The following is a 25,512-nucleotide window of genomic DNA, read 5'->3' on the forward strand; positions in this document are numbered from 1 at the left end:
TCGGGCTCAGTTTGACAGCCGTGGTACAAAATGATTGTTAACTGATATTTGTCTTAAACTCATACTCCAGCTCCCGCCTCACTTTGGAGGCTGAAATGATCTTGCCCACGGAAGGTTTTGAGTGATCGAACTCCGGAAGTTCTAGTGCGGCTTCTCCGGCTTTCTTACGGTAGTACTCTTCTTTAGGCGGATTGAGCGGATACACCGCGTTGAACACCTCCCCGAAAATGTCCTTTTCGAGCAGGCTAATAATAATCCCGATACAATCCTCCTGGTGGATAAGATTCACCGGGCCCAACGGATTGGAAAGGTTCTTCCTGCCGGCCATGTACTTCACCGGGTGCCTCCCTGCTCCTATTAGTCCGCCGAACCTCAGCACCGTGGCCTCAAAAGAGTTGTTTCCAAGCAGGACTTTTTCAGCATTGGCCAGTTCGCTTCCGTTTCGGGAAGTGGCGTTGGGCTGCGAGTCTTCGGTGTAGATCTTAAAACTTTCGGTCTCCTCATACACCGAAATGGAACTTATGAATAACACTTTTTTAATGGCCACTTTTTCAATTTCTGAAGCCAGTTTCTGAATGCTTCCCGAAAAATCCAGGTCGGGATCTTTTCGCAGTCCCGGCGGGATGTCGACAATCAGCACGTCTGTCCCCTCTAAAAATTCGGAAACCTCTCCCTCCACTCCTTCAGGCTTCACCCGAACCAAATAGGGATCTATGCCTTCAGCCTGCAATTGGGAAAGTTTGTCCTGAGAAGTGGTGGAACCCTTCACAAAAAACCCTTTCTTCAACAGCGTTTTTGCCAGGGGAAGTCCCAGCCAGCCGGTGCCTAAAATCGAAATGTTCTTCATCAGTTCTCTGTTGTAAGTTATCAGTTGTCGGTTGGCCCACGGCTAATTGACAAAGTTATTCCAGTACAAAACTACGTTTTAAAATCACGGCGTCATTGAGCACGAACGGTCTTGGGATCATGTCTTCCCCGCGTGATTTCACGTGCAGCTCTGGGTTATCAAACAGGTCGTAAGCGGCCTCGAACATGGTGATCTCAGGATGCGTTCCTTTCTCCACGCTCATTTCCATTCTCAAGGTGTCGCGGTTCACCGGGTAATATTCCAGCAGTCGGTCACTCCAGCGAAGGCTGAACACGTTCAAGTTGCTTTCACCGGGTTGAAGATCTGGCGCCGGTTTATCATTTACGGTCATGTTCTCAAAACCAATGGTCTTATCGGCGTACAGCTCTATGCGGTTGATATCACGGTTGGAAGCGATCTTTACCGAATAGCTGTCCAGGTCAGGATCCAGGGAAGCTTTCCTTTCAATTCCGACGAAAGGCTTCGAAATTTCCACTTTCGGAGCAACCGCGGTATGTTTAAAGGAAGTGCCGTATTTGCTGCTGAATTCGGTTTTTACGCCTGCTTCGGAAGCATTTTCAAAATAGGGCGAGTTCCAGGTATCCAGTTGGGTGTCATAGGAATTCCAGGTCGCCACGCCCGACTCCTCATCCAGGAGATATACCAAACTGTTGGGCTTGGGTCTTTCCGCAGAAAAATCGGCTTTGAAATGAGCGATCACAAAGAGCGTCAAAAAGCTTAAAAAACTCAGGAACCCCAGCAACTGAAGTTTTGAATAATGGGAAAATACCGGCCAAACCAATACCCATAGCAGAACCGTGAGTATTCCGGCCAGAAACAGCATTTTCAAGCCCAGGGCAACCGGGAAGCTGACCACGAAAGGCATCAGGATAAAAATGGCAGGCAGGCTTAACAGGCTTTGAGCGAACAGGTTGAATTTTGGCTTTTTCAGCAGGAGATACCACTGCAGCAGTCCTACCAGCACGAGAATCACGAAATAAGACGCGCCTTTGAGAAAGAAGGCTGCCAGCGCGCTTATAAAGAGCCAGAAGAACAGCGGGGCCCCGAAAAAGGCTGCCTTATTCTCCTCTTTCCGGAAGTAATTATAGGTGTAGAAACAGATGCTTAGCCCCAGGAAGATCACCGCGGCGATGTAATAGTAGCCGTTGTAGGTGAACCCGTGTTCCATCTCGGTATACTGGGGGTACAGGAAAAGCGCGAATTTCCACAGCCCGTAAGCGAGTCCGCCACTTAACAACAAAGAGACCAATAGAGGAACAAAACCTTTAAGCACTCCCCTTATTGAAAGCAGGTCCTTGCCGGCGGCATAGAATAGCAATGCCAGGAAACCGATCGTCGCCAGGAGGAGCAACGGAAAGATCCATGAATAGGGATAATGCAGCATTTGAAAGGCCGGCACATTGAAGAACACCAGGTCTTCTTCAGAATTCATTTCCTTGAACGGGGTACCGGCGAAATAATTTAAAATAGGCATCAGGTAACTGCCCTGGTGGGCTAGCGTATTGACATCCAGATTTTCGGGCAGGTCACGGGCGGTATGATAATCAAAGTGGTCGTCTATAAAGGCGAAATTGAAGCCGCTGATTTCTCCCTGTTCCCTCAGCACCGTGAGATCGGTGTCATTCGGCAGCATTTTATAGACACTGTAGGCCAGCGAATTGGTGACGGGAAATTCCGGATCGGCCTCAAAAAATTGTTCCAGCAGGGCCTTATTTCCCCCGTTGGTCTCCAGCAGCATGAAGGAATTTCCGCCGCTGCCTCGTGCTTCAAAGTTCAGCGCGAGAGCCACGTCCTTTGCCCAGGGATGTTCTTCCACGAAAATATCGGCCCCGTTGAGGCCAAGCTCTTCGGCATCTGTAAATACCAGCATGATGTCATTCACCGGTTTCACGCCTGTGGCCAAATAGGCGCGGATGCCTTCCAGGATGGTGGCGACGCCGCTGGCCGCGTCACTGGCCCCATAAGAAGAATGCATGGCGCTGTCGTAATGCGTGAGCAGTAAAAGAGCTTTACCGTCACCCGAACCTTCTATGCGGGAAAGGATATTGCGGGGGCGGGTGACCGTCCCGTGCTTGTTCACAGACCAGCCTTCCTGGGTCTGCACCAGCAGGCCCATGTCCTGTAATTCGTTGATTATATAATTGCGAACCTCGATGTGCTCATCACTCCCCACATAATGCGGATGTTGAGACAGGGCTTCCACATGCCGAAAAGCTCTGGCGGTGGAAAATTCGGTCGCGGGGATTTCCCGGTTGAGATCAACATGAGGTTTGGTTCCGTAGAAGCTCCAAAACACGGCCGCGACCAGGATTAGAAAAGAAACGGGAAGCTGTAATTTTTCTGACATAACTCAAATATATTTAAAAGAAGTACAACTAATGAAGGGCTTAAGGATCATTTCTTAAATTATTATTAAGAAATGTATGGAAAAGGCAATTTTTGACTATTTTATAGTTTCACAATTAAACACTTAGGGTTATGGGTATAAAAAGTTTTCAAGGGAGAAGAGCCGAACCTGAAAAGGTACAAAGCGCTCCAATTAGTGTCTCAGATTACATGGCGACAGATCTCATCACCTTCAGGGAAGACCAGACGATCTTCGAGGTGATGGAACTATTAATGAAGCACCGCATTTCCGGGGGCTGCGTGGTAAATGATAAGAATGAATTACTGGGAGTGATCTCTGAAGGAGATTGTATCAAACATATTTCAGACAGCAGGTATTACAACATGCCTATGGAAGATTACACGGTGAAGAACCGGATGACCTGTAATGTGGAAAGTATAGACCCCGACATGAACGTACTGGATGCAGCTAAAAAATTCATTGAACACAAATTCAGGCGGTTCCCGATCTGTAAGGACGGGAAACTGATAGGCTTAATAAGCCAGCGTGACGTGTTGCGCGCAGCTATCAACCTGAAAGGCCAGAACTGGCATATCTAAATGCGTTTTACTAGGGCGTAGAAATCTCCTTCCAGCGGAAGATATCCCTGGTCGTAGACAAAGTAATAGGTATTCCCGGTCTTAGTGGTATAGATGCTCGTGAAATATTCAAAATTAAAACCTTTGGCCAGCAATTTCGTTTTGCTGGCCTTTGTTTTATCGTTCGGGTTGAGTTCCTCGAGGATCCGGTAATTCTTGCGCAGCAGGTTGTTCACATTACGTACGAGATTCTTCCTGTCCTTGTTGAGATTGTTGTTATAGGCATTGCGGCAGTAGTCGCTGCAGAACTTCTTGTCTGTTCTGCCCACGATCTTTTCCCCGCATTCCGGGCATGCTTTTTCCATACTTAAAGATATAAATTATTCAAGATCCTCCAGTTCCATTTCAAAATCGTGCTGCAGGTCTTCGTGCAGCTTTTGAATGTTCTTTCTTACCAGTGCCAGTTGGCGGTCAAATAAATTCTGCAGGGTCCTGTTCTTGTGTATTGAGGGACTGAAATCATGCATCTTGTGTAAAAAGTAAATAAGCAGTTCGGTTTCGGTTTCCTTTTTCCCGGAGTAGCGGCTGTACTTTTTCACATTCCTGAGGATCTTGCGCATGCTCTTCTTCATGAAATAATAGCTGCTGCGGTTGATCTCCTCAAATTGTCCGTCCATTTCCTGTTTTACGCCCTCTATGTATTCCTCTTCATTATCTGCGGAAAAAAGCAGGTAAGTAAGCAGCTCTTTATTTTCCTTTTTAAAACGGGAGAGCCTGAGAACGATCTCCAGGAGTTCCTGTGGAGACCGGTGTTTCAGTTCATCTTTAAGTTCCTTGACCGATGCGGGTTTCATCAATATTCATTGTTTCCTGCAAGATAAAGTTTTGCTGCCTGAAGTATAAGTGCTTCCGCATATTTATTCATGAAGTGCTTTTTCAAAGAACGCTGCGATCTCCTGTTTCACCTCCTCCGGATGTTCGTGCCCGAGCTGTTCATAGGTCCTTATTTCAGCGTTCACCCCTTCCCGCTTATAGATAGCTTTGGTCTTCTGCCACCGCGCAGGCAACATTTCCTTGCCCAGTACATTTTCAATGGCAGCACGCTCGGGCTCATCATAGGCATCACTATAGGGCAGGGCGTCATTGTCATCCAGGGCGCCCATAAAATAGAATTGCGGGGTGTTCATAAAAGCTTCAGATTCAAAGGCCTTCCCGAAAAATTTGACGAAATCAGCAGTCCCTACAGGATAATTAAGTTCCACTTCATTCTCTTCGGAAAATGGCAGCATCAAAATACCGTTCACCCCACCCGCAACAACCGCTTTCACCTTTTCAGGATGAATTAAGGTAAATCTATTAGCGAAACTTCCCGAAGCGGAAAATCCGGTCATCAAAAATTGAGGTGCCACAGAAATGCCTTTTTGCTGAAGTCTCTCCTTCGCGTCTTCCACCATGGCCAGCAATTGCATGTCCACGCGTTCCAGTTCATTTCCCTTCTGAAGCATCACGTCCCGGTCAAGACTGTGGGTATACATCTGACTGGTAGATTTTTCCCTGGGGAAAACCGGAACCAGTAACGGAAATCCGAGCTGGCGGGCAGTGTAGTTTCCAAGGTAATATTCATTGGTGGCATTGCTTTTTGCCCGGTCTATATGTTCCTGAAAATCATCGGTCACCATACCCGAATTATTGGGTTCCACCACCAGGTATTTCTCCGGATTTTCAGAAAGATCATCGGGAATAAAAAGATAGTATGGATAATTAAAGCCCTTCGAAGTATTTTTCTCGATGAGGGTCACTTCCCCTTCAATATCCTTTTTACAGGAAAGCAAAAGCGCCGTTAAAAAAAAGAGAAATAAAAAGCGTAACCGGAAAATTAGAAAAGAAGACATATTTGAACTTTTTGAATAAATCGGGTTTTACACTGTCTAAGGATGATATAATTAAGGGGTCATCCGCGCCACACCTGCCTTCACAAGTTAAATGTATGATTTTTAGGTTAAAGGAAAAAGGCCTCATATCCGTTTACAAACGCTTACAAACGAATGTAAACGAAAACAAATCTTTCCCAACCGAATATCGATGAAAACCCGCTGTACGTTTGTCCTGTTGAAATGAACGAATGATTTTCAGCTAACTAAATTTTTAAGTCATGAATACACTAAGAAACAAAGTACAGTTGATCGGCCACGTAGGAAACGCACCAGAGATCTTAACTCTTGAATCAGGAAAGAAACTAGCTAAATTTTCCATCGCTACTAATGAATCATACAAGAACGCGAAAGGGGAAAAGATCACAGATACCCAATGGCACAATGTAGTTGCCTGGGGCAAGACCGCAGAACTTATTGAGAACTATGTTCCAAAAGGTAAAGAAGTTGGTGTGGAAGGCAAACTTACCAGCCGCAGCTATGAGGACAAGGAGGGTGTAAAAAGATACATTACAGAAGTGGTTTGTAACGAGCTCTTATTGCTGGGTAAGTAAACTTCGGAAAAATAAAAATCCCGCCACAACGGCGGGATTTTTATTTTAGTTCCTCACAGAAGGTTCTTTTTGCTAAAAAAAGATCTCCTTCGCGAGCCTGAAGGTATTGGCGTGCGCATCCACGATATTCCTGATCTGGGGAGAATAGCCTCCTCCCATACTCACCTCAACAGGGATCTTAAGGTCATGACAGGTTTGAAGTACGAAGCGGTCTCGTTCCTTGCATCCGGCCTGGGTGCAGTCAAGCTTGCCCAGCTTATCGGTGGCCAGGATATCCACTCCGCTTAGGTAAAAAATGAAATCGGGCTTCACCCGGTCGATTAGTTTTGGAAGAGTGTTTTTCAGGATTCTAAGGTATTCCTCATCTCCCGTACCGTTTTCAAGTTCGATATCAAGATCAGATCTTTCCTTTTTGAAAGGATAATTGTTCTTGCCGTGCATGGAAAAAGTGAAGACTGAAGGATCTCCTGCGAAGATCTCGGCTGTACCATTTCCCTGATGTACATCGAGGTCTACGATGAGGATCTGCTCTGCCAGTTCATTCTTCTGAAGCCATCTGGCTGCTACAGCCTGATCATTGAACATGCAAAAACCTTCCCCCATATTGGAATAGGCATGGTGTGTGCCGCCTGCAACGTTCATGGCGACTCCATATTTCAAAGCATATTCAGCTGCTTTTATGGTGCCCTGGGAAATAATGAATTCGCGCTCTATGAGACGTTTAGACAAGGGTAAACCTATTTTCCTGGCCTCCCGCGGACTCAAAGTTTGATCTTTGAGAGCCTCTACATAGTGCTTATCATGCACGGCAAATATATTGGCTTCATCGGGAAATTTGGGTTCAAAGAAGTTTTCCTGAGTACAGATGCCTTCGTGTAGTAATTGCTGTGGTATCAGCTCATATTTTTCCATCGGAAAACGATGCCCCTTGGGCAAGGGCAATACAAATATGGGATGGTACGCGATTTTGAGCATGTTTATGCCAAAGATAAAAAACCTATTCCCCGACCGAAACTGTTTTCACATCATAAATTAATTTCCCGTCTGTAGTAAAACCTTCGATGATCATCTGGAAATCCACTTCAGGCTTTTTGATCTTGAAAATTACATCTTCTCCTACTCCCGCATAAAGATCTGGCTTCCAATCGATAACACCATACTTTTGAAAAAATTCATCATGGTTGTTTTCATACCTGGGTACATAAAATAATTTCGGACTACTGTAGGCCAATGGAATTTCAAATTGTTGAACCCTGTTGCGATCTCTTGCAGGGGTTCCTGATTTTAACAGCGAATAAATTTTAATTGCACCGTTACCACCCGTTATTCCCTCACCCAAACCATGTTTATTGATCTCAATGTAGTCAATAGAAGATAAGGGATATTGGTGAAACATTGTTTGATCTACAATACGTATTCCATCAAGAAAAACAGCCATTCCTTTGGATGGAGCAGGTTTTCCAAAGGATGCCCCAGAACCTGATTCATTTGCCGCAACAGCAAATTTATTATTGACACTAAAGCTTCCTCCCGCTTCAGAAACCATTAAACCTTTACTTTTTAAATAACCTGCTAAGGTTTGATATAAGGGTACTTCATTCTCCTTTATCACATGAATGCGCCCAAAGCTGTGGATTCCTAACTTCCTCTCCCGCTCCAGTAACTTGTCTATCTTGATTTCCAAAAGCACCTCCTTGAGTTCCTCCGCCTGACCTTCAAAAGGAAGTACGGGTGTCATTAAATTGCCGTTTATACTATACTCACTGTTTTTCTGCAGCAAAAACTTTGAATGATGGCTAAGATAAGGAATCTTCTGAGGCGAAAACTGGACTGCAAGTCCTGCAGGTAAGAGTTTATCATTGTCTTTAATGCGGGAAATAACAAGCTCTTCCCCTTCAAGAGGACGAAAACCATCAAAAACAAAGGCACCATTTCCCGGTGGTATATCCAGGAACAGCGGTTCATTATTTGAATTAGCATGGACGAGATAACGCAGCCGGTTTCGATTAGAACCTTTATTAATGTACCCAGTGAGTTCGATGTTGTTCTCAAACCTATACTTTAATTCCAGTGGCTTTTCGAAGATGGCCCCCCAGTCATAACTGCTCCATCCCTGGGTGATTAAAAGGTTGTCCAGTGCATATTTCTTTTCTTCGGTGATTTCATGAAAATACCAACTTCCGTTCTCAATGTTTCCACGGAGGTAAGGCTGAAGCATAGTATAAGAGACAATGTTGTGATTGCTGTTATTCGAAATGGAATTTTGAGGAAGAATGGAAACACTCAAATGAGAACTATCTGCTCCATTCCTGAGAAATCTTACCGCTAAAGAATCCTGGGCTTCAATAAGCCGTGGATCCTGAATCTCCCGAAGAGGTATTCCTTCATAATTGAAGAAAAGTCGTTCCGCAATAGGGCGACAAGCCTCGTCCATAAGGGTAATTATATTCATCCCCGATGCCAGGTAATCCAGATCCAGTACTACAGGAATGGATTTTTTATCTCCGAATTTAATATCAATTGTCTCTATGCGTTTCCGATTCTGAATTACCAGAAAGTATGGCTTATTTTCAATTTTTGGAAGACTCGCAGAATTGGAATTCACAACAAGCCGCAACTCTTTATTCCTTTGAACAGCAGACAGTATAATGCCTTCGGAAGCTACCGGGGTTTGAAACGATACCGAGATCTCCTTTCCTTCGAAAACAACTATCGCAGAATACTTCTCATTTGGATCGGGGATCAAAGTAAATTTACCTATTCCATACCTGTTAAGTGCTACGTCTGAAAGCAACCTATTGCGGCTATCCCTTATCTGAACCGCGGCGTTTGGCAAACCATATCCGGTTTTATCCTTAACAACAACTCCAACGGTATTGGTTACATCGCTTAGTAAATGCCCACTTTCAGGTAAAAATTGAGCATCGATTTCCGTGAGATCGTCTTTGTTTACTTTGAAATCAAGGTTGGAGTCCCGGACTACGAAACTTCCTTTAAAGAAATTTTGTTCATCGAAATTTCTCATCCAGTTGGTAAAACCGGTCAAAACGTAGTCTCCGGAAGTAAAAGAAGTGTCAATTTGAATTGTATTTGAAGCCACTCCATTCTTCACCAGCAGCATTTTCTCCTTCACCACTTCTCCTGCAGAATTACTTATCTGCACATATAAATTAGTGGTCTCTATGGAGGGTTTTAAATCGTTTTTATTAACTACATAAGCTGAAAAGCCAAGTTGTTCCCCCATCAACAGGATGGTTTTATTCAGATGCAAATAAGCGACTTCTTTAGGAATAGAATGATATTCTTTTAAAGTGGATTCAAGTTTTGCCTCCTGAATTTGAGCTTTTAAAGATGGGAGGATAAACATAATAATAAAGAGAGGGAAAGACAGACGGGTAAATTTATTCATGTTATTCCAAATTAATTAAAGAATTAATAAAAAATGTCTGCAGGGAATAAAAATTACTCAATAAATATACCGAAAAGATAATTTTATCAGGTATTGTTCAGCGGCCTGAAAATCAGAACAATAGGAGAGATCTAAAATAGAAAAACTCACAAATTCTTCAAATTGTGAGTTCCTGCTGTGAGTCTATTCCGTCAGATTTTGGAGATTACAAGCCTTTATTGGACCTGTTATTTAAGAAAATAAAGGATTTTAAATCATGAATCTTTCCACGAAAGGATTAGACCCCACAGGTTTTAAAAACCTGTGAGGTCTTGTAGTGTTTTTACGAGATCACTGTCCCAGGCTTCACCCCGTCCTCATCAGGATTTACGAAAACCAGTTTCCCTTCAGCATTCTCGGTCATTAGGATCATCCCTTCGCTCTCCACTCCTCTCAACTTTCGAGGAGCAAGGTTCACAAGAACGGTCACTTTCTTTCCAACAATATCTTCCGGTTTAAAACTTTGTGCGATCCCCGAAACAATGGTTCGAACGTCAATCCCGGTATCCACTTTCAACACCAGAAGCTTGTTTGCTTTTGGCATCTTTTCAGCTTCTACAATGGTTCCTACTCTCAGGTCCATCTTGGTAAAGTCTTCAAAAGTGGCGATTTCCTTCTGTGGTTCTGCCTGTTTGTTCTCGGCTTCGTTCGCCGCTTTAGTAGCTTCCAATTTATCCAGTTGTTTTTGTATTTGTTCGTCCTCTATTTTTGAGAACAGTAATTCCGCTTTTCCTATTTGGTGTCCTGCCGGTAACAATTCGTCCTGTCCGGCAATCTTGTGCCAGCTGCTTTCTTCAGATTCGTTCTCACCTCCTGCTTCGGAAGTAGACTGCCCGTGATTCAGCATTCTCTTCAATTTTTCCGCGGAAAAAGGAAGGAAAGGTTCACTTAATGTAGCTAAAGAGGAAGCGATCTGAAGGGCCACATACATAATGGTTTTTACTCGCTCCTCATCGGTCTTGATGAGTTTCCAGGGCTCCTCATCGGCCAGGTACTTGTTTCCTAAACGAGCTACGTTCATCAGCTCTGCTTGTGCTTCCCTGAACCTGTAGCGCTCTATGGAACTTTCTATCACCGCAGGATACGCTCTCAATTCGGCAAGGGTCTGCTCATCAACTTCGGAATATTCTCCGGGAGCCGGAACGATTCCGTTGTAATATTTATTGGTCAGCACCACTACACGGTTGATGAAGTTTCCGAAAATGGCAACCAGCTCATTATTATTTCTCGCCTGAAAATCCTTCCAGGTAAAGTCGTTGTCCTTGGTTTCAGGCGCATTGGCGGTAAGAGCGTACCTCAGCACATCCTGCTGATCTGGAAAATCTTCCAGGTATTCATGCAGCCAAACCGCCCAGTTCTTCGACGTTGAAAGCTTATTTCCCTCCAGGTTCAAAAATTCGTTGGCGGGGACATTTTCAGGAAGTATATAACTTCCTTCAGCTTTTAACATGGCCGGGAAAATGATGCAATGGAAAACGATGTTATCCTTACCAATAAAATGCACCAGTTTAGTATCCTTATCTTTCCAGTAAGGCTCCCAGTCTTTTCCGGTTCTTTCAGCCCACTCTTTGGTAGAAGAAATATACCCGATCGGCGCGTCAAACCACACATATAATACTTTTCCTTCGGCTCCTTCTACAGGCACCGGAATTCCCCAGTCAAGATCACGGGTCACCGCACGAGGCCTCAAGCCGTCATCGATCCAGGATTTCACCTGTCCGTAAACGTTAGGTTTCCAGTCCTTTTTATGGCCTTGGAGGATCCATTCTTTCAGCCAGCTTTCATATTGATCTAAAGGAAGGAACCAGTGTCTGGTCTCTTTTAAAATTGGGGTTTCCCCGGTAATAGCCGATTTTGGGTTTATAAGATCTGTCGCGTTATGGCTGGTACCGCACTTTTCGCACTGGTCACCATAGCTCTCTTCATACCCGCATTTTGGACAGGTTCCTACCACAAAACGATCCGCCAGGAACTGCTGGGCTTTCTCGTCATATAACTGCTTGGTGGTCTCTTCTGTGAATTTTCCGGCTTCATATAATTTCCTGAAGAATTCTGAAGCCGTTTTATGATGCATCTCCCCTGAAGTACGGGAATAATTGTCAAAAGAAATTCCGAAGTCCTGAAAAGAGTCCTTGATGATCTTGTTATATTTATCAACGACATCTTGTGGAGATACTCCTTCTTTTTTGGCCTTTATCGTAATTGGTACGCCGTGTTCGTCACTTCCGCAGACAAAAGCGACATCCTTTCCCTGCATTCTTAAAAAACGCGAATAAATATCGGCCGGCACATAAACTCCTGCCAAATGACCAATATGAATAGGTCCGTTAGTGTATGGCAGGGCTGCCGTGATCGTATATCTCTTAGATGATTCCATCAAAAATAAGGTTCAGTTTTAAAAGCTGTAAAGTTAAGGAAGTGCAAGGGATTACACGTTAAATTCTTGTAAAAGGGGTAGGCTTTGACCGGAAAGCGAACTAATTTTAAGAAAAACCTTAATCCATGCGTAAACTTCTACTCCTATCTGCAATTATCTTGCTGGTTTCCTGCAAGAGTAAACAACTGACTGCCAATTCCCCGGAAAAATACGACCTCGAAGTACTGGCCCAGGTAATCTCTGATAATAAACTGGATGAGATCTATCCCGGCTCCAACAAGACCGAAGGAACAGAATTGTTCGAAGAAGGAACTGAAGAACGCTCTTATACCATTCTTTATCCTCAAACCCCTGATAATTGTTTGATAATTTGGGCCGATAAAGACCGTACAAAATTACACCAGATCTATGTTGAAAAAGAAAGTCGCTGGCGTTCCAATACCGGAATTCGCGTAGGATCAACTTATGATGAACTCGAAGAGATCAATGGCGGACCTATAAAGTTCTATGGCTTTGGATGGGATCATAGCGGCGCGGTTGACTGGAACAAAGGCGGACTTGAAAATAGTAAAATCAGGGTTTTTCTAGCTCCAAAAATAGCGCCTCCAAAAGATTTTTACACAGACAAGATGATTACTACTACCGATGATGAGATCGATGCCATGCAATTAAAAGTAAGGGCGATCCTTTTTCAGGAACCGACAGAAAATTAATGTAAAGTACGTTTAAAAGGGAATGGCAGATCACAATGAATTGGGAAAGGAAGGGGAAGATCTTGCCGTAACTCACCTTTTAAAGAACGGGTATAAGATCGTCGCGCGAAACTTTAGGTATCAAAAAGCTGAAGTAGATATCATTGCCCGAAAAAAAGATGTTCTCGCGGTTATTGAGGTAAAAACCAGGAGCACCCCCGACTTTGGAGATCCACAGAATTTTTTAAAGCAAAAGCAGATCAATTCCCTGGTAAAGGCCATCGATTTTTTTGTGAATGAACATGATCTCGAGGTGAACGTTAGATTTGATATCATCGCCATCATCAAGAACAAGGCAGGTACTAAAATCGAACATCTTAAAGATGCTTTTTTACATTTCTGACCTATCTAAAACCTCTTCAAAAGTCGTTTCTCCTTGCCTATCTGTTTTTCCAATTACAGAAAATGAGGCATCTATCTCAAGGATAACGGCAGCAACGTCCTCCATTCTACCGAAGCCCTCTTTTCGTGCTGCCTCCACTACTTTACTTTTATCGAGCCTCTCTTTTCTGAGATTTCTCTCTAAAAATTCATCATTATAGAAAAGCAAGATAGGCGTTGTACTTATCAGCCTCTTAAAGAATTTCGATTTGCGCTCCAGGGTTGCAAATAAATACTGAAGCACAGCCAGCAACATAAAAGCTGTTATAGCTTCTGACAGGGAAAGGCTTTTGGCAGTAAGCACCCTTCCGAAGACCGAACCAATTGCTACCATAATGATCATATCAAAAGCACTGATCTTTGCCAGGGTCCTTTTACCTGAGACCCGCAAAATAAAAACTATAGAAAGGTAGGCAGCGATCCCCACCACGATCACCCTAAGGATGGGTTCCCATCCGGCCCAAAAGAAAATCGTCTGGTCTTCCATACAAGAAATTTAATTTTAATTAATCTTCCACTATTTTGATCTGATACACCTCATGCAGATTGTCATCCTGGTACCTGATATTCTTTTTAAGGTGGTCAATAATCGTCATTTTGAGATCCTTTTCATTCATTTTTTTATTCTTCGGAAGGACCGTAACATCATATTGCACGGTAGCCTTTCCGTTAATTTTGATCTGTGTGAAACTGACCTCTTTACTGATCACTTCGATATTTTCCAGTTTTTGCAATTCTGAAGCCAGCAACTCCGTAAGCTCGGTGTTCATACTGGCCTTCCGAAGAAAGGGCGGCTCACTGAACTGCCAGAACATCATGGCACCGATCGCTAACACTACAAAACCGCTGGTAAGCCAGGTCATTATTTTATTCCCCTGAAGAAAACGCACTCCGTCAGGTTTCACTTTTCCATAGAAATAAAAAACCAATGTTGCAGCCAGGTGAATTCCGAAGAGCTGTAAGACAACCCTAAAAACACTGCTCCAAATCACTCCCCAGTCCATCATATAAATTCCTGCGCCAATAAGCCCCACGGGAGGAGCCAGGGAAGCAGCGACCAATATTCCAACGGCCGCTCCCGAAACCAGGCTGTCGCGCTCAGATTGCACGATGTTGATCGCCCCGGCGAAACCGGAAACCAGCGGCAGCAAAAGTGCCACTTTGGAAACCTGACTGATCTCAACCATTAACGGGGTGAGGACCTCCAGCGGGAAAATGACGCTCATCAAATAACTTACGGCCACACCGATCCCTATAGCGAGAATATATCGTTTTAAACTGCTTCTTAACAGGTCCTTTGTCCCCGCAGATGTTGCCAGCGCCGCATTCATGGCAGGTCCCGCAAAGGGGGCTACCAGCATGGCTGCGATCAATAAAAAGATATTACTGGTATACAAACCGATCCATACAATGATCCCGGCCGCTATGGAATAGCCTATCAATCCTTTTAGAGAACCTACGCTTTGAATACCTCCCAGATAGATCTCCAGCGAGCTTTTTGGCTGCACATCGATCACCTGGTCCGGAGAATCGGAAGCAGGAGGATAAAGTGTAATTACACCACGGGGTATAAGACTGATCTCGGGTTTACCGAAATCATCCAGTTTTTTAAGGAAATCATTGACCTTCTGATTAGGTAAAAAGATCACAAAAACATCATTTCCCCCTTCTTCTAGACAAATACTGTTGATGCCGTTTAGATCTTCTGCCAGATCCAGGATCTCTTCTTTTTTCCCTTTAGGGATCTTGATTATTAGTTGCCGCATCCTGCTATTTGGTTAGTTAGGAAAAGCTTGATCTCCTACAAGTTAAAAAAAGCAGGCCATCCTGAGGCGACCGTTAAGGGTAATTTAGGGAATCTTCTATTCCACCTCCACCTTCGCCTTCACATCCAGCGGCTTCAATACCTGCAAAGCGCGATCTATTGAAGTCACTTTTTCGAAGGTTAATAACAATCTTAATCCTGAACGGGTTTTCTTTTCTTTCATGGTACAGGAATGCGGATGCGTCTGCACGTACTGCAAGACCTTTGTAAAGTTCTTACTCTGGTAGAATCCGGAATTTTGATCAGCAATAAAGTAGCCTATCAATTTGCCCTGCTTCATCACGATCTTCTCCAAACCGATTGCCGATGCGATCCATTTTATGCGGACGCTGTTCAGAAGATCTTCTGCCGGATCAGGCAGTTCTCCGAACCGGTCGACCAGTTCAGCCTCGAATTTCTCCAGCTCTTCTTCACTTTTGACATTATTGAGCTGGGTATAAAGATTCAGACGTTCAGAAATATTGTTAATGTAATCATCAGGGAACAACAGTTCAAAGTCACTGTCGATCTGGGTGTCTTTTACATATTCCTTATCTTCCGAAGCCTGGTCTGCATACAGTTCCTTGAACTCATTTTCCTTGAGCTCTTCGATGGCTTCATTCAATATCTTCTGATAGGTGTCAAAGCCGATCTCGTTGATAAATCCTGATTGTTCGCCTCCTAAAAGGTCTCCCGCACCGCGTATTTCAAGATCTTTCATCGCGATATTGAACCCGCTGCCCAGTTCACTGAACTGCTCGAGAGCTGTGATACGTTTTCGGGCATCATCGGTCATAGCCGAATATGGCGGAGTGATAAAATAACAGAAAGCTTTTTTGTTGCTTCGGCCAACCCGTCCGCGCATCTGGTGCAGGTCTGAAAGTCCGAAGTTGTTGGCATTATTGATAAAGATGGTATTGGCGTTTGAAACGTCCAGTCCACTTTCCACGATCGTGGTTGAAACGAGAACGTCGAATTCCCCGTTCATGAATTTCAGCATCAGCTGCTCCAGTTTCTTTCCTTCCATCTGCCCGTGACCGATCCCGATCTTTGCGTCGGGCACCAGTCGCTGTATCATACCCGCGACTTCCTTGATGTTCTCGACCCTGTTATGGATGAAGAACACCTGCCCTCCACGTTGGATCTCGTAAGAGACAGCGTCGCGAATGGTCTCTTCGGAAAAACGTATTACATGTGATTCTATCGGATACCTGTTTGGCGGCGGAGTCGTAATTGTAGAAAGATCCCGCGCGGCCATCAAACTAAATTGCAGCGTCCTCGGAATTGGCGTCGCGGTCAACGTGAGGGTATCCACATTTTCCTTAATGGTCTTCAGTTTATCTTTTACGGCCACCCCAAATTTCTGTTCCTCATCAACGATCAGCAATCCGAGATCCTTGAATTTTACGGTCTTGTTCACCAGTTGGTGTGTCCCGATAATGATGTCGACTTTCCCGTTCTCCAATTCTTCTAAAGTCGTCCTTCTCTCCTTGGCCGTTCTGAAACGGTTCAGATAATCGACTGTAACCGGAAAGTCCTTGAGTCGTTCGGTAAATGTTTTATAGTGCTGAAAAGCCAGAATGGTTGTAGGCACTAAAACAGCAACCTGTTTCCCGTTATCCACCGCTTTGAAGGCGGCACGGATTGCCACCTCAGTTTTTCCGAAGCCAACATCCCCACACACAAGGCGATCCATGGGGCGTTCGTTTTCCATATCAGCCTTCACATCCGCCGTGGCCGTACTTTGATCGGGAGTATCTTCGTAAATAAAGGATGCTTCCAGCTCGTGCTGCAGGTAAGAATCGGGACCAAATCCGAAGCCTTTTTGCAGCCTACGTTTGGCATAAAGCTCAATAAGGTTGTATGCGATGTGTTTAACCCGTGCCTTGGTCTTCTGCTTCAGGTTCTTCCAGGCATTACTGCCCAATTTATATATCTTGGGCGGTTTCCCGTCTTTCCCGTTATACTTGGAAATCTTGTGCAGGGAGTGAATGCTCAGGTAAAGAATATCACGTTCTCCATAAATGAGCTTTATCGCTTCCTGCTTTTTGCCCTCAACATCTATTTTTTGAAGCCCACCGAATTTCCCGATTCCGTGGTCAATGTGAGTCACATAATCTCCCACTTCCAGGCTGGTAAGTTCCTTGAGAGTAATGGCCTGCTTCTTGGCATACCCGTTCTTCAGGTGGAATTTATGATACCGCTCAAAGATCTGGTGATCTGTATAACATACCATCTTTGAAGCTTCATCAATAAAACCCTGGTACATGGATAACACCACTGTCTGGTACTTCACATCCTTGTCAACATCGTCAAAAATGTCATGGAATCGCTTGGCCTGCTGCTCGCTTACGCAGAAAATATAGTTGGTATATCCTTCTTCAGACCGCTCATGCAGATCCTGTATCAGGAGGTCGAAATGCTTGTTGAAAGAAGGCTGTGGTTTGGTATTGAATTCAATGGTCTGAGGTTCTTCTCCCGGCCTTAACTGGTAATGCCGGCTTGACATTTCCACTACCGAATAGTCCTGCATTTGCTCCTTTAAAAGAGTGGAACTACAGAACAATTCTTCAGGCGTGCCGTGTTTCACCTCTTCCGGAAGGGTTTTGAAAGCTTCCAGGGCCTTTACAAAAAGCTTGTCTACCTGCGCAGAAAGCAATTCCAGGTCTTTGGTGAAAACGACGGTCTTATTGGAAATATATTTCAGGAAACTCTCCCGTACTTCCTCGGTTCTCTTGTGTTCTACATTTGGAATAATAGTGATCTTCTTGACCTTTTCCGTGGAAAGCTGGGTTTCCACATCAAAGGTCCTGATGCTTTCCACCTCATCTCCGAAAAATTCAATTCGGTAAGGCTCATCATTGCTAAAGGAGAATACATCCAGAATCCCCCCGCGCACCGAAAATTCACCTGGTTCGGTCACAAAATCCACTCTTTTGAACTTGTATTCGAACATGATCTCATTGACAAAGTCAATAGAAAGCTGATCGTTCACATGTATCTTCAAGGTGTTCTTATCGAGCTCCTTTCGGGTGACCACCTTTTCAAAAAGGGCATCAGGATAAGTAACTATAAGAGCTGGCTTCTTCCGGGAGTTGATCCGGTTAAGCACCTCTGCCCTTAGAAGCACGTTAGCATTGTCGGTCTCTTCTATCTGGTAGGGCCTGCGATAACTTCCGGGGTAAAAAAGCACATGCTTTTCCCCCACCAGCTGCTCGAGGTCATTCAGGTAATAGGCCGCCTCTTCCTTATCATTGAAAATGAGCAGAAAAGGTTTGTCTGATTCCTCAAAAGCGTTGGCGATCACAAAAGAAAGGGCCGAGCCTACAAGGCCTTTTATATGAATATTATTTTGAGGTTGGGCAATAGCTTTCCCCAGTTCCAGCTGTTGGGCCGACTGTGCAAAACTTTGGGCGATAGAAGATTTACTCAAAAATTAGAATTTTGCGCAAAGATACTAAGTTCTGAGCTTTCGGATAAGACCAGAGGTTTTAAGGTGAAGTTAAATTCCTCCCACCAAACATATCACCTCTTCTTTGGTGATCACAAAAACCTCATCGCCTTTCTTAGGACTTAGAATATGTTTACCCGTAAATTCCCCAAATGCCGGCAGGATCATCTGGGTTTCAGTTTTGAAAAAGCATGGTAATTTCAGACTTTGTCGGGCCCACCCTTTGATTCGCACCCCGGGATGAAGGTGTCCCGAAAAGTTGAAAAACCCGGGTCTTTCTTCCGGATGATGTGTGAGAAGAAAATTCTTCAGAATGATCTCAGGAGTCAGTTTTACTCCTAAAGCTTCATATTTTAAGGGTGAAATTATATCATGGTTCCCCTCTACCAGTATCACTTCGGAAGAAACATTTTCCATCCAGGCTTCAAAGAACAGCCATTCCTTGTTCAGTGAACTGTGAAACAGATCTCCAAGGAAAACCAGCTTTTGAGGTTTGAAAAAATCGACTGCCTCGTCCAATTTCTGATAATTGCCCAAAAGGGCATTTTGGGGCACTGCACTGCCAAACTTTCTGAAATGGGACACCTTGCCAAGGTGTACATCACTGATCAGCAACATATCCTCCTCTTCCCAAAACAGTGCTCCGGAAGCATGCAGGATAAAATTCTGGTCAAAAATAGAAATGGATTTTGTCATTTTAGAAGTTACAGGTTTTCCCATTGCGCCATCATTCTTTTAACCCGGTCTTCCAGCTTTTCGGAAGTCAGTTTTTGCCGCAACCGGTCGGTAATGATCGGAAAGGCAAAAGGAGTGGGCTTTTCACAATCCTTCCAGACGATGGTCTGTTGTTCGATGCGTTCCACGGCCATAAGCAAACGGCCTTCTTCTAGCTGGTGTTCAAAGGTTTCCCGGAAGGCCTGCTGAAACAAGAGATTGTCACTTTCATAATCCCTAAAAACGCTGAAAAGCAATTGGGAATTGGATTGCAGATGTTTTGTTTTGATCATTTTATTCGGAAAACCAGTAAAAACCATGCCTGAAATTACCGCAATATCACGAAATTTCCTTCGGGCCATTTCTGTAGCGTTCAAACTCTTCTGAAGGTCGTCCATCACATATTCAGAAGATATCAGATTATTGTCAAAAACCTGGTCCATGTCTATCGGTTGATCTGAGAGCAACTCAAAGCCGTAGTCGTTGAAAGCCAGCGAGAAGGTGATCGGGGACAAGAGACTTATGCGGTAAGCCAGCAAACTTGCCATCGCTTCGTGCACGAACCGGCCTTCAAAAGGGTAAAAGATAGCGTGGTATCCCTCGCGGGTCTTAAAAGTTTCTATCAGAAATTCATATTTCCCCGGGATTATTGATTCCTTCTTTTGCCGCTCAAAAATATGAGAAAGGGCCTTTAATTCAACAGACTTGTGAGTTTTGCCCGCGGCCACGAACATCTCTTCCCGTAGCAATTCACTCATTTGTGCCGAAAAGGTCATTCTCCCCCCGGCCCAACTGGGAAAACGCGAACTTTTCTGTTTCGACTTCTTAACGATCACCTGCATATTTTTGATCTGGTACAGTTTTAGGTTCTTTCCGGCAAAGGTGAAAACATCCCCGGGATTCAGTTTTGAAATGAACCATTCCTCGATAGTGCCGATATATCCTCCACCCAGATATTTAACAGAAAGTACGGCATCTCCCACAATAGTTCCTATTTGTAAACGGTGACGCATCGCGATCGCCCGGCTGTTCACTTTAAATTTTCCATCTTTTTCAATTTCCACTTTTTTGTATTCATCATAAGCCTGCAGCGTCTGGCTACCTTTGGTGATAAAATTCAGGATCCATTCCCATTGTTCTTCGGAAAGAGCCTGATAACAGAAAGTTGATTTTACTTCCGGATAGATTTCCTTCGGAAAGAATCCGTCTGAAACCGCCAGGGTAGTCAAATACTGGACCAGCACGTCATAACTTTGGAGGTATGGAATCCGGTCTTCAACCACCGTATTCTTAACCGCTTTTTGCAGTGCTGAAGCTTCTATAAGTTCCATGGCGTGAGTCGGCAAAAAATAGATGACGCTTTCCTCGCCGGGACGGTGTCCGCTACGTCCGGCCCTCTGGAGAAACCTCGCGACTCCTTTTGGCCCGCCTATTTGGATAATAGTTTCCACCGGCGCGAAATCCACTCCCAGGTCAAGGCTGGAAGTCGCGACCACGGCCTTAAGCCGTTCTTCCCTGATAGCCTGTTCCACCCACAGTCGTGTTTCCTTATTAATGCTTCCGTGATGCATCGCCAACTCACCGGCAAACTCCGGGTACTTCTGAAGTATTCGCTGAAACCAGATCTCACATTGAGACCGCGTATTTGTAAATAGCAAAGTTGTTTTGCTTTTTCGAATGATGGGGATGACCTCATCCAAAAGATGCATTCCCAGGTGCCCCCTCCAGGGGAAGGTTTCCATTTTCTCGGGAATAATAGAACTCACCCTGATCTTCTTATTGATCTTCGCCCTTATCAAAACCGAATTTTCAAAGGCTTTTGAATTCGGGCCCAATAAAACTTCCCGTGCCTGCTGCAGGTTTCCTATTGTAGCCGAAATCCCCCAGATCTTCATTTTTGGAGACACGGTCTTTAGTCGTGAAAGGGCAAGCTCCACCTGCACCCCGCGTTTAGTTCCCAACAACTCATGCCATTCGTCGATCACGATCGCATTCAGATTCTTAAAAGTCTTGTCATAACCTTTGGAGGAAAGCAAGAGTTGCAAACTTTCAGGAGTGGTAATTAGCAGATCGGGTATTTGCTTTTTTTGTGCCGCACGAACCTTTTGCGGTGTATCGCCAGTTCGTATTCCCACCGTCAATTGTGTTCCTATTTCCTCAGCAAAGCGGTTTGCAGCCTGTTCTATTTCTACGGAAAGCGCCCGCAACGGGGTGATCCAGATGGCTTTTAAACCGGGTTTGTGTTTGTTCTTGTAATCAGGGTTCTTCCTGATATAATCCAGCACGATAGGGATCCAGAGGGCATAGGTCTTCCCGCTACCGGTAGGCGCGTTCAGGAGTCCGTTCTTACCTTGCAAAAAGGCATTCCAGGTCTGTTTCTGGAATGGGAAGGGCTTCCAGTTTTGATTTTCAAACCAGGTATCCGCTATTTTTATGAGTTCGTTTTTGTTCATAACCCTTCCGTCCGATTTCATCGGACACCTTCCCTTGGAAAGGGAAGGAACTTTTTGTTTAGTACTTCAATTAATTTCTTAGAGGCTCCCCTCCTCCCTGAGGAGGGGTGTCCGAAGGACGGGGTGGTCCGTCGTCCCTAAAATTATTTTTTATTTCACCCAATACCCAATCCAAATTCTCAAACACACTTTTGTTCTCAAACCTTATTACTTTAAATCCTATATTCTCCAACATCGCAGTTCTCTTCCTGTCTTTTTCTTCTGCCGTAAGGTTCATATGGCCCTGCCCGTCAAGCTCAATGATCAGTTTCTCTTCTGGACAGTAGAAATCTACTATAAAATTAAGAATGCTGTGTTGCCTTCTGAACTTTCTGCCCTCCAGCTTCTTTTGCTGCAAATATTTCCAGAGAAATGCCTCGGCTGAAGTGCCTTGATTTCGCAGTTTTTTTCGATACGACTCGAGAGATTTCTTGTTGTGGATCTTCTTCTTCATCACTTAGGAATTAATGCTTTCAGATCCTCCAGGGTATTTGCTTCTTCAACTTTCTTATCCTGCCGCCATCTTAGTATTCTCGGAAAACGTGTCGCCACCCCGCTTTTGTGCCGATTGGATTCAGCTATCCCTTCAAAAGCGATCTCGAAAACCAGTTCAGGTTTTACGCTGCGTACCGGACCAAAACGCTCCAGAGTATTCTTCTTTATAAAGGCATCCACCTGCCGGAATTCAGCATCTGTCAGCCCTGAATAGGCCTTGGCAAAGGTTACCAATTCTTCTTTTTCCTCATCCCATAATCCGAAGGTATAATCTGTAAACAAATTCGACCTCCTTCCATGGCCGCGCATGGCATAGGTCAACACAGCATCAATGGTCAGAGGCTCCATTTTCCACTTCCACCAGTCGCCTTTTTTTCTTCCTACCAGGTAGGGAGAATCCCAGCGCTTTAACATAAGGCCCTCACTTTTCACTTCCCGGGCACGTTCCCTTTCGGCAGCGGCTTCATCCCACTTGTTAAATGTGATCGTGTGAGAAAGATGAAGAGGCAACTCTTCGTGTTTTACCTTCGAATGAAGTTCTTCCAAAATCTCCCTTCTGTGTGAAAATGCCCGAGCCCTAAGATCTTCGCCCTGCCATTCCAAAAGGTCGTAAGCTTTCAGGATGACCGGAGTTTTCTTCAGTAAGGCTTTGGAAACGGTTTTTCTGCCTATCCTGGTTTGTAGGTCTTTGAAAGTCCCAATCTCTCCTTTTGGAAATGGCAATATTTCCCCGTCCAAAACAGTACCGTCAGGAAGTACTTCTGTGAAAACGGAAAACTCAGGGTATTTATCGGTTACCAGTTCTTCTCCCCGGCTCCACACAAAAACTTCACCATTACGCACCACCACCTGGGAGCGAATTCCGTCCCACTTATGCTCTGCACTCCATTCGGCAGGATCTCCCAGGTCTCCCGGCTTCCCTTCAATAGCGTAAGCCAGGTAAAACGGATATGGTTTAGAAAGGTAGTCCTCCTCATTTTCTTCCAGAATAAGTTTCTCAAAAGTGATCTTTTGAGGGTCCCAGTTCCCCATAAGTTTATACGCCAGGATATCTTCATCAATATCTGTAGCTTTTGAAAGAGCCCGGGTCATCAATTTCTGACTTACCCCGATCCTGAAACTCCCGGTGATCAATTTGGTGAAAACGAATCGTTCATAGTAATTCAATGCGAGCCAGTTCTCTTGCAGGTATTCTTTCTTTTCTGATTCCGTGGCCGATTTAAGGTCAATCATCTCATCCAAAAACTGGGAAAGGCTTTTTTCACTATTCTCTTCGGAAGGAGGAATCACCAAAGCTATGGTTTCAGCCAGGTCTCCTACAATGTGGTAGGATTCTTCGAAAAGCCACAACGGAATTTGAGCCAGTTCGGCAGCGAAAGTCCGCAATAAAGTGGTGTTCACAGGCCGGGGCGGCCTTCTGTGAGAAAGGATCGCGATGGCCCATACCTTATCCTTACCCGGCACCCTTTGAAAATAGCGGGTCAATGCCGCCACTTTTACCGTGGTCTTATTGGTGCTGTCCAGTTCTTTTATGAGTGCTGCGAATTCTTCCATAACCCCTCCCCGGCCCTCCCCTAAAAGAGGAGGGAGTTTTAGTTTTTTTAATTAATCTTCTTCATTTTTAACCTCTTCCGTTTTAGTATCCATTTCAGCCAGTTCTCCTTCATACTGAGTTTCGGCAGTTCGCGCATCATATCCTTGTTCAGCGAGAAACCGGGAGAATATTTCAGAATAACCATGGGTGCAGATCACCCTTTCACAACCGGTAGCCTTGATCGACGTGATCAAGCCCTGCCAGTCACAATGATCTGAAAGCACAAAGCCCCTATCTACAGCACGTCTTCTTCGCGCTCCGCGGAAAGCCATCCATCCACTTGCCATCGCCGATTCATAGGGAACCATTTTCCGGATCCAGGTACTTCCATGGGCACTGGGCGGTGCCAGCACAACCCCACCCTTGATCTCCTCTTTTTTGACCTCCCGTGTTATTCGGGTGGTTTCGGGAAAGTCTACCATAGGCCGAATCACATCGGTCATATTTTCGATCGCGCCATGCGTAAAGATCCTGCCAATAGAAGGATCCAGAAATTTTAAGAGCCGTTGTGCTTTCCCTAAGGAATATCCAAAAAGAACCGAAGTCTTTCCTTCATCGCGATTTTGTCGCCACCAGTTATTGATCTCTTCCATAACCTGCGCCTGTGGCTGCCATTTAAATGCCGGCAAACCAAATGTACATTCCGTAATGAAAGCATCACAGCGGATTGGTTCATAAGGAACTGCAATTCCATCATCTTCGGTCTTGTAATCTCCGGAAAACACCCAGACCTCTCCTTTATATTCCACCCTCACCTGGGAAGAACCAATAATATGCCCTGCCGGATGTAGTGAAAATTTGACATTATTGACCGTGAAGGTTTCCCCATAGTTCACACCGGAAACATTTATATCTCCCAGCCTATGTTCCATGATAGGTATATTATCGTGATGGGTAATGTATTGATGGTGGCCCCATCGAGAATGGTCTGCATGACCATGGGTGATTATAGCTTTATCAACCGGTTTCCATGGATCCAGGTAGACCCCGGCCTGTTCACAGAAAATGCCTTTCTCATCAAAGCAAAGCAGGGGTTTTTTGTTTTTTCGTACCGGCATAATCTCAAGTTAGGGATTTTCATGCAGGGCAACTTTGGCATTAGGAAAAAATTAAAATTCTATCGTGGTTTTTGGGTAAGCGATTGCAGCGGATAGCTCCCGAAGGTTTCCGAAAACTGAGGGACTATGAGCGGAAAGCGCGGTCCCGACCTTAGGAGGGATACCCCAAAGTTTTATAAAAAAATCGGAGAGTAAAAATGGTTTCTTTATCTTTATCTAAAACAAAAAAGTATGTCATTTTCAGATCTATTTGGTACCGGGGAACACCTTCGGAATTTAGGGCACTTCGCCGCTATCGTAAATCTCGCTGCAGTTGACGGGGAAATAAATGAACGGGAGGAAGAACAGTTAAAGCGTTTTGCTGCAAAAATGAATATCCAGGAAGAAGAATATATGAAGGTGCTGAAAAACCCAACGGCTTTTCCAATCCACCCTAATAACAGTGTAGAAGGAAGGCTGGAGCGCTTACATGATCTTTTCAAGATCATATTCGCTGACCATATTATCGACGAAGAGGAGGAAGAATTGCTGAAAAAATATGCGATTGGCCTGGGCTTCTCGTCAGAAGTTTCGGAAGGGATCATCAAACGATCTATACAGATATTTAGCGGACAGATAAGTTTTGATGACTATTTGTTCCTGCTGAACAAAGAGTAAGGAAACATTAT

Annotated in this window: 21 protein-coding genes; 5 read left to right on the forward strand and 16 right to left on the reverse strand. The window is 44.6% G+C overall.

Translation table 11 applies throughout. The annotated features are described in order from the left end of the window. Positions 1-37: 37 nt before the first annotated feature. Positions 38-847: an NAD(P)H-binding protein gene (locus tag ACFQ1G_RS09655; RefSeq protein WP_380739028.1), complete on the reverse strand. Its 810-nt coding sequence runs from the start codon at positions 845-847 to the stop codon at positions 38-40. A 55-nt stretch (positions 848-902) separates the two neighbouring features. Then, the gene (locus tag ACFQ1G_RS09660) at positions 903-3,215 is read right to left on the reverse strand and encodes a M28 family peptidase (RefSeq protein ID WP_380739030.1); all 2,313 of its coding nucleotides are present in this window, start codon (positions 3,213-3,215) and stop codon (positions 903-905) included. Positions 3,216-3,346: 131 nt separating this feature from the next. On the opposite strand from ACFQ1G_RS09660, the gene ACFQ1G_RS09665 reads away from it, so the two are divergent. Next, the gene (locus tag ACFQ1G_RS09665) at positions 3,347-3,814 is read left to right on the forward strand and encodes a CBS domain-containing protein (RefSeq protein WP_380739032.1); all 468 of its coding nucleotides are present in this window, start codon (positions 3,347-3,349) and stop codon (positions 3,812-3,814) included. On the opposite strand, the gene ACFQ1G_RS09670 is transcribed toward ACFQ1G_RS09665, so the two are convergent. The 3 genes from ACFQ1G_RS09670 to ACFQ1G_RS09680 all read right to left on the reverse strand — a co-directional run bounded on the left by ACFQ1G_RS09670 (position 3,811) and on the right by ACFQ1G_RS09680 (position 5,685). Next, positions 3,811-4,158, reverse strand: coding sequence for a hypothetical protein (locus tag ACFQ1G_RS09670; RefSeq protein ID WP_380739034.1), 348 nt, complete (start codon positions 4,156-4,158; stop codon positions 3,811-3,813). The two genes, ACFQ1G_RS09665 and ACFQ1G_RS09670, sit on opposite strands and share 4 nt — an antisense overlap. 15 nt (positions 4,159-4,173) lie before the next feature. Continuing rightward, positions 4,174-4,647 carry a hypothetical protein gene (locus ACFQ1G_RS09675; RefSeq protein WP_380739035.1) on the reverse strand — a complete coding sequence of 158 codons (474 nt, stop codon included), beginning with the start codon at positions 4,645-4,647 and terminating at the stop codon, positions 4,174-4,176. A gap of 63 nt (positions 4,648-4,710) precedes the next feature. Further along, complete coding sequence (locus ACFQ1G_RS09680) at positions 4,711-5,685, reverse strand: hypothetical protein (protein WP_380739037.1); 975 nt, start codon at positions 5,683-5,685, stop codon at positions 4,711-4,713. 260 nt (positions 5,686-5,945) lie between these two features. On the opposite strand from ACFQ1G_RS09680, the gene ACFQ1G_RS09685 reads away from it, so the two are divergent. Then, positions 5,946-6,278 (forward strand): single-stranded DNA-binding protein, encoded by a 333-nt coding sequence (locus ACFQ1G_RS09685; protein WP_380739039.1) that lies wholly within the window; start codon positions 5,946-5,948, stop codon positions 6,276-6,278. A 72-nt stretch (positions 6,279-6,350) separates the two neighbouring features. Here ACFQ1G_RS09685 and ACFQ1G_RS09690 read toward each other — a convergent pair whose 3' ends face one another. The 3 genes from ACFQ1G_RS09690 to metG form a co-directional block, all read right to left on the reverse strand. Beyond that, a complete protein-coding gene (locus ACFQ1G_RS09690; RefSeq protein WP_380739041.1) occupies positions 6,351-7,253 on the reverse strand; it encodes a histone deacetylase family protein in 903 nt (300 codons plus the stop codon). A 22-nt stretch (positions 7,254-7,275) separates the two neighbouring features. Next, positions 7,276-9,687, reverse strand: coding sequence for a hypothetical protein (locus tag ACFQ1G_RS09695; protein WP_380739043.1), 2,412 nt, complete (start codon positions 9,685-9,687; stop codon positions 7,276-7,278). A gap of 322 nt (positions 9,688-10,009) precedes the next feature. After that, complete coding sequence (metG, locus tag ACFQ1G_RS09700) at positions 10,010-12,103, reverse strand: methionine--tRNA ligase (protein ID WP_380739045.1); 2,094 nt, start codon at positions 12,101-12,103, stop codon at positions 10,010-10,012. Positions 12,104-12,228: 125 nt separating this feature from the next. On the opposite strand from metG, the gene ACFQ1G_RS09705 reads away from it, so the two are divergent. Continuing rightward, on the forward strand, positions 12,229-12,816 hold the full coding sequence (locus tag ACFQ1G_RS09705) for a hypothetical protein (protein ID WP_380739046.1): 588 nt from the start codon (positions 12,229-12,231) through the stop codon (positions 12,814-12,816). 22 nt (positions 12,817-12,838) lie between these two features. Next, positions 12,839-13,198 (forward strand): YraN family protein, encoded by a 360-nt coding sequence (locus ACFQ1G_RS09710; RefSeq protein ID WP_380739048.1) that lies wholly within the window; start codon positions 12,839-12,841, stop codon positions 13,196-13,198. On the opposite strand, the gene ACFQ1G_RS09715 is transcribed toward ACFQ1G_RS09710, so the two are convergent. From ACFQ1G_RS09715 to ACFQ1G_RS09750, 8 genes are all read right to left on the reverse strand, one after another. After that, positions 13,187-13,723 (reverse strand): DUF421 domain-containing protein, encoded by a 537-nt coding sequence (locus ACFQ1G_RS09715; RefSeq protein ID WP_380739051.1) that lies wholly within the window; start codon positions 13,721-13,723, stop codon positions 13,187-13,189. The two genes, ACFQ1G_RS09710 and ACFQ1G_RS09715, sit on opposite strands and share 12 nt — an antisense overlap. Before the next feature lie 19 nt (positions 13,724-13,742). Next, positions 13,743-15,002 (reverse strand): DUF389 domain-containing protein, encoded by a 1,260-nt coding sequence (locus ACFQ1G_RS09720; RefSeq protein WP_380739052.1) that lies wholly within the window; start codon positions 15,000-15,002, stop codon positions 13,743-13,745. Positions 15,003-15,098: 96 nt separating this feature from the next. Next, complete coding sequence (gene mfd / locus ACFQ1G_RS09725; protein ID WP_380739054.1) at positions 15,099-18,473, reverse strand: transcription-repair coupling factor; 3,375 nt, start codon at positions 18,471-18,473, stop codon at positions 15,099-15,101. 69 nt (positions 18,474-18,542) lie between these two features. Further along, positions 18,543-19,211: a ligase-associated DNA damage response endonuclease PdeM gene (gene pdeM / locus ACFQ1G_RS09730; protein ID WP_380739056.1), complete on the reverse strand. Its 669-nt coding sequence runs from the start codon at positions 19,209-19,211 to the stop codon at positions 18,543-18,545. Next, positions 19,196-21,658 carry a ligase-associated DNA damage response DEXH box helicase gene (locus ACFQ1G_RS09735; protein ID WP_380739058.1) on the reverse strand — a complete coding sequence of 821 codons (2,463 nt, stop codon included), beginning with the start codon at positions 21,656-21,658 and terminating at the stop codon, positions 19,196-19,198. Before ACFQ1G_RS09735 ends, pdeM begins: the two co-directional genes overlap by 16 nt. Before the next feature lie 70 nt (positions 21,659-21,728). Further along, a complete protein-coding gene (locus tag ACFQ1G_RS09740; RefSeq protein WP_380739060.1) occupies positions 21,729-22,151 on the reverse strand; it encodes an endonuclease domain-containing protein in 423 nt (140 codons plus the stop codon). After that, positions 22,151-23,746 (reverse strand): ATP-dependent DNA ligase, encoded by a 1,596-nt coding sequence (locus ACFQ1G_RS09745; protein ID WP_380739062.1) that lies wholly within the window; start codon positions 23,744-23,746, stop codon positions 22,151-22,153. The genes ACFQ1G_RS09740 and ACFQ1G_RS09745 overlap by 1 nt, the downstream gene beginning before the upstream one ends. A 51-nt stretch (positions 23,747-23,797) precedes the next feature. Beyond that, positions 23,798-24,844: a ligase-associated DNA damage response exonuclease gene (locus tag ACFQ1G_RS09750; protein WP_380739064.1), complete on the reverse strand. Its 1,047-nt coding sequence runs from the start codon at positions 24,842-24,844 to the stop codon at positions 23,798-23,800. A gap of 231 nt (positions 24,845-25,075) precedes the next feature. Here ACFQ1G_RS09750 and ACFQ1G_RS09755 point away from each other — a divergent pair, with 231 nt between their 5' ends. Next, positions 25,076-25,501, forward strand: coding sequence for a TerB family tellurite resistance protein (locus ACFQ1G_RS09755; protein ID WP_380739066.1), 426 nt, complete (start codon positions 25,076-25,078; stop codon positions 25,499-25,501). Positions 25,502-25,512: the final 11 nt, after the last annotated feature.

Source organism: Salinimicrobium gaetbulicola (assembly GCF_042676025.1).
GTDB classification, from domain to species: Bacteria; Bacteroidota; Bacteroidia; order Flavobacteriales; family Flavobacteriaceae; genus Salinimicrobium; species Salinimicrobium gaetbulicola.